The 8,987-nt window shown below is 70.1% G+C and carries 8 protein-coding genes and 1 pseudogene; 5 read left to right on the top strand and 4 right to left on the bottom strand.

The genetic code is table 11. From position 1 onward, the window contains the following. The coding region (locus BGM09_RS06050; RefSeq protein WP_188280376.1) for an ROK family protein at positions 1-717 on the bottom strand (717 nt) is incomplete at its 3' end. 148 nt (positions 718-865) lie between these two features. Here BGM09_RS06050 and BGM09_RS06055 point away from each other — a divergent pair. Genes BGM09_RS06055 through BGM09_RS06070 form a run of 4 tightly spaced genes read left to right on the top strand, consistent with a single transcriptional unit; the run spans position 866 to position 5,456 of the window. Then, a complete protein-coding gene (locus BGM09_RS06055; RefSeq protein ID WP_188280377.1) occupies positions 866-2,209 on the top strand; it encodes an ABC transporter substrate-binding protein in 1,344 nt (447 codons plus the stop codon). Between the two features lie 11 nt (positions 2,210-2,220). Further along, positions 2,221-3,219: a carbohydrate ABC transporter permease gene (locus tag BGM09_RS06060; protein ID WP_188280378.1), complete on the top strand. Its 999-nt coding sequence runs from the start codon at positions 2,221-2,223 to the stop codon at positions 3,217-3,219. Then, on the top strand, positions 3,212-4,081 hold the full coding sequence (locus BGM09_RS06065) for a carbohydrate ABC transporter permease (RefSeq protein ID WP_223186392.1): 870 nt from the start codon (positions 3,212-3,214) through the stop codon (positions 4,079-4,081). The genes BGM09_RS06060 and BGM09_RS06065 overlap by 8 nt, the downstream gene beginning before the upstream one ends. A gap of 19 nt (positions 4,082-4,100) precedes the next feature. Next, entirely contained in the window at positions 4,101-5,456 is a 1,356-nt protein-coding gene (locus BGM09_RS06070) for a GH1 family beta-glucosidase (protein WP_188280379.1), read from the top strand. Positions 5,457-5,530: 74 nt separating this feature from the next. Here BGM09_RS06070 and allB read toward each other — a convergent pair whose 3' ends face one another. After that, positions 5,531-6,892 (bottom strand): allantoinase AllB, encoded by a 1,362-nt coding sequence (gene allB, locus BGM09_RS06075; RefSeq protein ID WP_317452556.1) that lies wholly within the window; start codon positions 6,890-6,892, stop codon positions 5,531-5,533. A 118-nt stretch (positions 6,893-7,010) separates the two neighbouring features. Between allB and BGM09_RS06080 the strand changes: the two genes are divergently transcribed. Further along, complete coding sequence (locus BGM09_RS06080) at positions 7,011-7,805, top strand: IclR family transcriptional regulator (protein WP_188280381.1); 795 nt, start codon at positions 7,011-7,013, stop codon at positions 7,803-7,805. A gap of 229 nt (positions 7,806-8,034) precedes the next feature. Here BGM09_RS06080 and BGM09_RS06085 read toward each other — a convergent pair whose 3' ends face one another. Further along, positions 8,035-8,373, bottom strand: a complete 339-nt coding sequence (locus BGM09_RS06085; RefSeq protein WP_317452558.1) for a DUF5955 family protein — start codon at positions 8,371-8,373, stop codon at positions 8,035-8,037. Between the two features lie 72 nt (positions 8,374-8,445). Further along, positions 8,446-8,987, bottom strand: a pseudogene (locus BGM09_RS06090) (hypothetical protein); the annotation flags it as partial.

Below are 8,987 nucleotides of genomic sequence, written 5' to 3' on the forward strand. Positions count from 1 at the left end.
GGTGCCGTCGGCGACGACGGCCGCGCCGACGCCGGAGCCGATGAGGGCGATGACGACGTTGCCCGAGCCGCGTCCGCCGCCGAACCACATCTCGGCCTGGCCGAGGGTCTTGGCACCGTTGTCGATGTAGAGCGGAAGGGCGGTCCCCGCGCGCAGCAGGCGGCCGAAGGGGACGGCTTCCCAGCCGATGGTCTGGCCGTGCACGACGACGCCGTCGCCCTCGCCGGGAGCGGTGTCGCCCTGCTCGACGATGCCGGGGACGCCGATCCCGACGCCGAGCACCTCGCTGTCGTCGATCCCGGCCTCGCGGACCACGGACTCGATGCCTTCGAGCGCGAGCCGTACGACGTGGTCGACGTCGTGGCCGCTGTCGGACAGCGGCAGGTCGGCCGCGGCCCGTTCGGTCAGCGCGAGGTCGAACAGCTCCACCCTGACGCGGGTCTCGCCGACGTCCACGCCGACCACGTATCCGTATCCGGCGGAGACCTGGAGCAGGATGCGCGGCCGGCCGCCGTCGGACTCGACGGCACCCGCCTCCTCGACCATGCCGTCGGCGATCAGCTCGCCGACGACGTTGCTGATCGACCCGGCGCTGAGGCCGGTGTCCCGGCCCAACTCCTGGCGGCTGAGGGGTCCCTCGAAATACAAATGACGCAGAAGCGATGCACGGTTGCCCCGCCGCAGGTCACGCACTGTTCGCTTGCCGCGTTCAGCCACTTTGTCGCCCTCCCGTCTCGTCCGGCGTGAATCTATCGCTGCACAGGGTCTTGACGCCACCTTTTCTCACAAGTTAAATCACGGCCTGAATTAAGGCACAGGCGCTGTTCACTTCCTGAAGCGAACCCACCTCTGAGAGGGACCCGTTATGCGCACCTCCAGCACCTCCAGCAGACTCCTCGCGGCCACTGCCCTCGTGGCCGCGCTCGGTCTCACCGTCTCCGCCTGTGGCGGCTCGGACGACAGCGGCAGCGGCGGCAAGAGCAACAGTGGCGGCGGCGGCGGCAAGACGCTGACGTACTGGGCCAGCAACCAGGGCACCAGCCTGGACAACGACAAGCAGGTGCTCACCCCCGAACTCGCCAAGTTCACCCAGCAGACCGGCATCAAGGTCAAGCTGGAGGTCATCCCGTGGTCCGACCTCCTCAACCGGATCCTCGCGGCGGCCACTTCCGGCCAGGGTCCCGACGTGCTGAACATCGGCAACACCTGGTCCGCCTCCCTCCAGGCCACCGGCGCCCTGCTGCCCTTCGACGACGCGACCTTCGCGAAGATCGGCGGCAAGGACAAGTTCGCGCCCGCGTCGATCGCCGCCGCCGGTGCGGCCGGCAAGGACCCGGCCGCGGTGCCGCTGTACTCGATGGCGTACGGCCTGTACTACAACAAGAAGATGTTCGCCGACGCCGGCATAGCCGCTCCGCCCAAGACCTGGGACGAGCTGGTCGCCGACGGCAAGAAGCTCACCAAGGACGGCCACTACGGCCTCGCGGTCGAGGGCGGCAACGGCTCCGAGAACATCCACCACGCCTTCGTGCTGGCCAAGCAGCGCGGCTCCGACTGGTTCGACGCGTCCGGCAAGGCGACCTTCGACACCCCGAACAACGTCGCCGCGGTGAAGCAGTACGTCGACTTCATCGCCAAGGACAAGATCGCCGCGAAGGGCAACGCGGAGTACGCGCAGAACCAGACCATCACCGACTTCGCCACCGGCAAGGCCGCGATGATGATGTGGCAGACCGCCGCCAGCTCGATCAAGTCGCACGGCATGAGCCCCGACCAGTACGGCGTGGTTCCCGTCCCGACCCTCCAGGCGGGCGCGACCGGTGACGCCGGTGTGACCTCGATGGTCGCCGGTATCAACATGGCGGTCTTCAAGAACTCCAAGAACATCGACGGCGCCCTGAAGTTCGTCAACTTCATGACCAGCGACGCCGAGCAGAAGACCCTCAACTCGACGTACGGTTCGCTGCCGCCGGTCAAGGCCGCGCAGAGCGACCCCGCCTTCCAGACCCCGGACCTGAAGACCCTCGCCAGCGTGCTGGGCAGCTCCGCCGCGCCGCTGCCGCAGGTCGCCAACGAGGCCCAGTTCGAGACCCTGGTCGGTACCGCGGTCAAGGACCTGTTCGCGGACGCCGCGGCCGGCAAGGACGTCTCGACCGACTCCGTCAAGGCCGCGCTGACCAAGGCGCAGCAGCAGATGCCCGCTTCCTAAGGATCGGCTCCATGACTGCCACTGCCCCTCCTCGGAGCGCTCCCGAGGCCGGCCCCTCCGACGGCAAGCCCGTCGGAAGGGGCCGGCTCCGGCCGCGTGTTCCCGCTCGGCTGCGCCGCGTCGGCGTGCCGTACCTCATGCTCCTCCCCGCACTGATCCTGGAACTGCTGATCCACCTGGTGCCGATGGTCGTCGGCATCGTGATCAGCTTCAAAGGGCTCACCCAGTTCTTCATCCGCGACTGGGGCAGCGCGCCCTGGACCGGTCTCGACAACTACCGCCTGGCGGTCAAGTTCAACCAGCCCGTCGGCGAGGCGCTGCTGCACTCGTTCTGGGTGACCGTCATGTTCACCGTCCTGTCGGTCGGCCTGTCCTGGCTGATCGGCACCGCGGCGGCGATCCTCATGCAGGACGCCTTCCGCGGCCGGGCGGTCATGCGCGCGATCTTCCTGGTGCCGTACGCGCTGCCGGTCTACGCGGCCGTCATCACCTGGGCGTTCATGTTCCAGCAGGACACCGGCCTGGTGAACCACGTACTGCACGACCAGTTGCACCTCACCTCCAACAAGCCGTTCTGGCTGATCGGTGACAACAGCTTCTGGGCGCTGGTCATCGTGTCGGTGTGGAAGTCCTGGCCGTTCGCGTTCCTGTGCCTGATGGCCGGTCTGCAGAACATCCCGCGCGAGCTGTACGAGGCCGCGGCGATGGACGGCGCGGGCATCTGGCAGCAGATCCGCAAGATCACCCTGCCGTCGCTGCGGCCGGTGAACCAGGTACTGGTCCTGGTGCTCTTCCTGTGGACGTTCAACGACTTCAACACGCCGTTCGTGCTCTTCGGCAACTCCGCGCCGCACGCGGCCGACCTGATCTCCATCCACATCTACCAGTCGTCGTTCATCACCTGGAACTTCGGCTCGGGCTCGGCGATGTCCGTGCTCCTGCTGCTCTTCCTGCTCGTGGTGACCGCGTTCTACCTGCTGTTCACACGGAAGCGGGAAGTCGATGCCTAGGATCCCCGTGCAGCCGTCGCCGATGGCCTCCCCGAAGTCCTTCCTGTGGACCCGCCGGGTCGTGCTGACCCTGCTGCTGCTCTTCGTGCTCACCCCCGTGTACGTGATGCTCAGCTCGTCGCTGAAGCGGTTGCAGGACGTGCAGGGCACGTTCCACTGGATACCGAACGGCCTCACCTTCCGGCCGTACATCGACATCTGGAAGACCGTGCCGCTCGGGCACTACTTCATGAACTCGCTGATCGTGTCGGTGAGCGCCACCCTCTTCTCGGTGGTCATCGCGATCTTCGCGGCGTACGGCGTGAGCCGCTACCGCTTCCCGGGCCGCCGGTTCTTCACCGTCACGGTGCTGTCGACGCAGATGTTCCCCGGCATCCTGTTCCTGCTGCCGCTGTTCCTGATCTTCGTCAACATCGGGAACAGCACGGGCATCCAGCTCTACGGCAGCAGGCTCGGCCTGATCATCACGTATCTGACCTTCTCCCTCCCCTTCTCCATCTGGATGCTGGTCGGGTACTTCGACTCCATCCCGCGCGACCTCGACGAGGCCGCGAAGGTGGACGGCTGCGGCCCGCTCGGCGCGCTGTTCCGGGTCGTCGTGCCGGCCGCCATCCCCGGCATCGTCGCCGTGTGCGTCTACGCGTTCATGACGGCGTGGGGCGAAGTCCTCTTCGCGTCCGTCATGACCAATGACTCGACCAGAACGCTCGCCGTGGGTCTGCGCGGATACGCCAGCCAGAACGACGTGTACTGGAACCAGGTCATGGCCGCGTCGCTCGTGGTGAGTGTGCCGGTGGTCGCCGGATTCCTCCTCCTCCAGCGTTACCTCGTCGCCGGGCTCACCGCCGGCGCCGTCAAGTGACCCCACCGAAAGGCTGCTTGTGAACGACCTCAGCTCTCTTCCCGCCGATTTCGTCTGGGGCGCGGCCACCGCCGCCTACCAGATCGAGGGCGGGGTGGACGAGGACGGCCGGGCCCCGTCCATCTGGGACACCTTCTCCCGAACCCCCGGCAAGGTCGCGGGCGGCGACACCGGCGACGTCGCCTGTGACCACTACCACCGCTGGCCCGAGGACCTGGAGCTGATGCGCGCCCTGGGCATTGACTCCTACCGCTTCTCGATCGCGTGGCCGCGGGTGATCCCGCAGGGTTCCGGCGCCGTCAACACCGCCGGGCTCGCCTTCTACGACCGGCTGGTCGACGCCCTGCTCGAAGCGGGCATCACGCCCAACGCCACGCTGTACCACTGGGATCTGCCGCAGGCGCAGCAGGACAGGGGCGGCTGGCCCGAGCGGGAGACCGCCGAGCGGTACGGCGAGTACGCGGCCGTCGTCGGGCAGGCGCTCGGCGACCGCGTCAAGGACTGGGCGACGCTCAACGAGCCGCTGTGCTCGGCGTGGATCGGCCACCTGGAGGGCACCATGGCCCCCGGCTGGACGGATCTGACGGCGGCGGTCCGCGCCTCGTACCACCTGCACGTCGGCCACGGCCTGGCCGTGCAGGCGCTGCGCGCGGCCCACTCCGATCTGCGGATCGGCATCGTGAACAACCTCAGCCCGTGCGAGCCCGCCACCGACCGCGACGCCGACGTGGCCGCGGCCCGGCGCGCGGACGGACACACCAACCGCTGGTGGCTGGACCCGATCCACGGCCGCGGCTACCCGCAGGACATGGTGGAGCTGTACGGCGTGGACCTGCCGATCAAGGACGGCGACCTGGAGTCGATCGCCGCCCCGCTGGACTGGCTGGGTCTGAACTACTACTTCCGCAATGTCATCACGGACGACCCGACGGGCCCCGCGCCGTACGCCAAGTCGGTGTACCTGCCGGGCGTCCGGCGGACCGCGATGGACTGGGAGGTCAACGCCGACGGCCTGGAGCAGCTTCTGGTCCGGCTCTCCGAGGAGTACGGCGCGAACCGGATCTTCGTGACGGAGAACGGTTCCGCCTACCACGACACCGTCGGTCCCGACGGACAGGTCGACGACCCGGAGCGGGCCACCTACCTGGAGGAGCACCTGGCCGCCTGCGCCAGGGCGATCCGCCGCGGGGTGCCGCTGGCCGGCTACTACGCCTGGTCGCTGCTGGACAACTTCGAGTGGGCGTACGGCTACGACAAGCGCTTCGGTCTGGTGCACGTCGACTACGCCACGCAGAAGCGCACGATCAAGGGCAGCGGTCGCCGCTACGCGGACATCATCGCCGCCCACCGGCGCCGGGTGCGGCGCGCGGCCTGAGATCGCGGTCGCGGATGAGGGGTGCCGTCCCGGGGATGCGGCACCCCTTCCGCGTGCCTGTCCCTGACGGGGCCTCAACTCCCGTCGGCCGGCCGTTCGATGAGCCGGCCGACGGGCTCGCCGGTCACCGCGCCGTGGTCGGCGATCCGCTCGCCGCGCAGCCAGGTGCCGCGTACGACGCCGTGCAGGGTCCTGCCCGCGTAGGCGGTGATCGGGTTGCGGTGGTGCAGGCGGGCCGGGTCGACGGTGAAGGTCTCCTCGGGGGCGAGGACGGCGAAGTCGGCGTCGTAGCCCTCGGCGATGGCGCCCTTGGCGGTGAGTCCGGCGAGCCTGGCGGGTCCCGCGGACATCCAGCGGGCGACGTCGGCGACGGTGTGGCCGCGGCGCCGGGCCTCGGTCCAAATCGCGGGCAGGCCGAGTTGCAGCGAGGAGATGCCGCCCCAGGCGGCGGCGAAGTCGCCGGTGTCCTTGCGCTTGAGGTCGACGGTGGACGGCGAGTGGTCGGAGACCACGCAGTCGATGGTGCCGTCGGCCAGCGCCCGCCAGAGCGCGTCCTGGTTGGCGGCCTCGCGGATCGGCGGGCAGCACTTGAACTCCGTTGCCCCGTCCGGGACTTCCTCCGCCGTCAGGGTGAGGAAGTGCGGGCAGGTCTCCACCGTGACGCGGACGCCCTCGCGCTTGGCCGCGGCGATCAGCGGCAGCGCCCCGCAGGAGGACAGGTGCAGCACATGGACGCGGGCGCCGAGCCGCTTGGCCAGCGCGATCAGACCGGCGATGGCGGTGTCCTCCGCGGCGCGCGGCCGGGAGGCGAGGAAGTCGGCGTAGTGCGGGCCGCCGCGCTGCGGAGCGCCGTCGATCAGCCCCGGGTCCTCGGCGTGCACGATGAGCAGTGCGCCGAACCTGGTCAACTCGGTGAGGGCGTCCTCCAGTTCGGCCGGGTCGAGCTGCGGGAACTCATCGACGCCGGAGTGCAGCAGGAAGCACTTGAAGCCGAAGACGCCCGCGTCGTGCAGGGGTCTGAGGTCCTTGACGTTGCCGGGAACGGCGCCGCCCCAGAATCCGACGTCGGTGTGCACCCGGCCGCGCGCGGTGTTCCGCTTGACCGTCAGATGCGCGGTGGTGGTGGTCGGCGGGACGCTGTTGAGCGGCATGTCGATCAGCGTCGTGATGCCGCCCGCCGCAGCCGCCGCGGTGGCCGTCGCGAAGCCTTCCCACTCCGTGCGGCCGGGGTCGTTGATGTGCACGTGGGTGTCGACCAGGCCGGGCAGCAGGACGTCGTCGCCGAGGTCGACCACGCGTGCCCCGCCGGGGTCGGGGGCCTCGTACGGCCGCACCGCGCTGATCACTGCGCCGCTGACGGCGACCGCCGCGGGCCGTTCGCCCTCCGGCGTCACGACGCGCCGCGAGCGCAGGATCAGTTCCTCCGCGTTCTTCACGTAGCCTCCCACCAAACCTTCAACAATCCGTTGAAACGAAATGTGCAGGAAGATCCCGCACACCGTCAAGGGCGTGTAAGCTTCCGCAGAGCGGAAATCACATTTCGCAACGCCGACCATGCCAAGGGGATCGCACGTGTCTGCTGACCGCGCCGGGGGCGTCCAGTCCCTCGAACGGGCCTTTGACCTGCTGGAGCGCATGGCGGACGCGGGCGGCGAGGTGGGACTCAGCGAGCTGTCCTCCAGCAGCGGGCTCCCGCTGCCGACCATCCACCGCCTGATGCGCACCCTCGTGAGCTGCGGATACGTCCGCCAGCAGCCGAACCGCCGCTACGCGCTCGGCCCCCGCCTCATCCGCCTCGGCGAGACCGCCTCCCGCCTGCTCGGCACCTGGGCCCGCCCCTATCTCGCCGAACTGGTCGAGGCCACCGGCGAGACCGCCAACATGGCGCTGCTCGACGGCGACGAGGTCGTCTACGTGGCCCAGGTCCCCTCCCGCCACTCCATGCGGATGTTCACTGAGGTCGGCCGCCGCGTCCTCCCCCACTCCACCGGCGTCGGCAAGGCCCTGCTCGCCGACGTGCCCCCGGAGGACGTACGCGCGCTGCTCGCCCGCACCGGCATGCCCGCCGCCACCGACCGCACGATCACCGACCCGGACGAATTCCTCACCGAACTCGGCCGCATCCGCACGCAGGGCTACGCCGTGGACGACAACGAACAAGAGGTCGGTGTCCGCTGCCTCGCCGTCACCGTCCCCGACTCCCCCACCGCCGCCGCCATCTCCATCTCCGGCCCGGCCGGGCGCGTCACCGAATCCGCCACCGACAAGATCATCCCCGTCCTCCACGAGGTGGCCCAGGCCCTGTCGCTCGCCCTGGCGACCACCACGGCCCCCTCGCCCTCCTCCTGAGCCGCACCGCCGCCCGCAGGTCGGTCCCGGTCCGCTGCGGCTGAGGGGGAGACGAGTAGCGAGCCGCCGACTGGCCGGAGGGGACGGGCCGGGGTGCCCCCGCAGGGGGACGAACGGGCAAGGCCAGAAGCAGGCGCAGGTGCCCGCGGGTTCGTCGCCCGAGGAGGTGCCCCGGCCCGGGACCGACCCACGAACGGACGGCGCCCGCACGGGGACGACACCCGCACCGTCAGCACGTCGGCGTCGCGCGCTCCACGGTCTCGTGCAGCTCCGCGAGCGGTTCGGTCAGGGCGCTGACCGAACCGAGAGCGGCGGCGACGAGTAAAAGAGAGTGCCGAACGGCCTCGGCCTCGGCGTCACGTATCGCGGCCGGCGCCGGCCGCGCGGCGAGCCTGGCCAGGACGGCCAGCTCGTCCTCCGCGACGGCGCGGTCCGGCAACGCCGGGTGATACGCGGCGAGTTCCCGCTGAACGCGAGCCACCGCCGCCCGTAATTCCGCCGCCCCCGGCGCACCGACCACCTGTGTCTCCCCCACCGCGTACCTCTCCACCGCGTACTTCTGCCTCACACCCACTCCGCCCCCGGTTCTCCGACGTGGCCTCCGGGGCCGATCAGTTAACGCGAAGCGGAGCCGGTCGCGCTATACGGTCTTCGAAAAATGCGCCAAATTCACTGTGCCGAGCGCTTGTGGGTTTGGAATGCCGTCCTGGTTGGCTTCGGCGCTGCGCCCCTCGGTCCGCCACACGGTGACGTCCAGACTGGCACTGGGTGCCGGAGCGCCCTTCGGTGTCAGCGCGCGGAAGACGACCAGCGCGACCGTACCGTCGGCGGACTGTACGCAGACGCGCGAACCCGCGCTCACCGAGTCCCGTGGGATGGAAGGGCTCGCGGCGGCGCCGCGGCAGCCCGCGAGGGTGTCCGGCGCGGCCGGGTCCAGCAGGGCGACGGTGCCGCGGGCGGGGTCGGTGCCGAACGCCTCGGGCTCCGGGGTGAAGCCGATGTCCCCGGTGAAGGGGCCCGGGAGCACCACCGGCGGGTCCTGGTTCAGCGACAGGCCCGAGCCCGCCGGGAGCCGTATGTCCGCGTAACGGACGCCGCTCGGCCGCTCGGGGACGCCGGTCGCGTCCCCGCCACCGGCGCCGGAGTCCGGCGGCGCGGTGGTGGGCGCCGCGGCGGGCGCGG

The sequence above is a fragment of the Streptomyces sp. CBMA29 genome (assembly GCF_014596445.1).
In the GTDB taxonomy this organism is placed as follows: Bacteria; Actinomycetota; Actinomycetes; order Streptomycetales; family Streptomycetaceae; genus Actinacidiphila.

Coding starts and splice junctions, on each gene's coding strand:
- BGM09_RS06055 (WP_188280377.1), top strand. CDS start 866: ATGCGCACCTCCAGCACCTCCAGCAGACTCCTCGCGGCCACTGCCCTC.
- BGM09_RS06060 (WP_188280378.1), top strand. CDS start 2,221: ATGACTGCCACTGCCCCTCCTCGGAGCGCTCCCGAGGCCGGCCCCTCC.
- BGM09_RS06065 (WP_223186392.1), top strand. CDS start 3,212: ATGCCTAGGATCCCCGTGCAGCCGTCGCCGATGGCCTCCCCGAAGTCC.
- BGM09_RS06080 (WP_188280381.1), top strand. CDS start 7,011: ATGCCAAGGGGATCGCACGTGTCTGCTGACCGCGCCGGGGGCGTCCAG.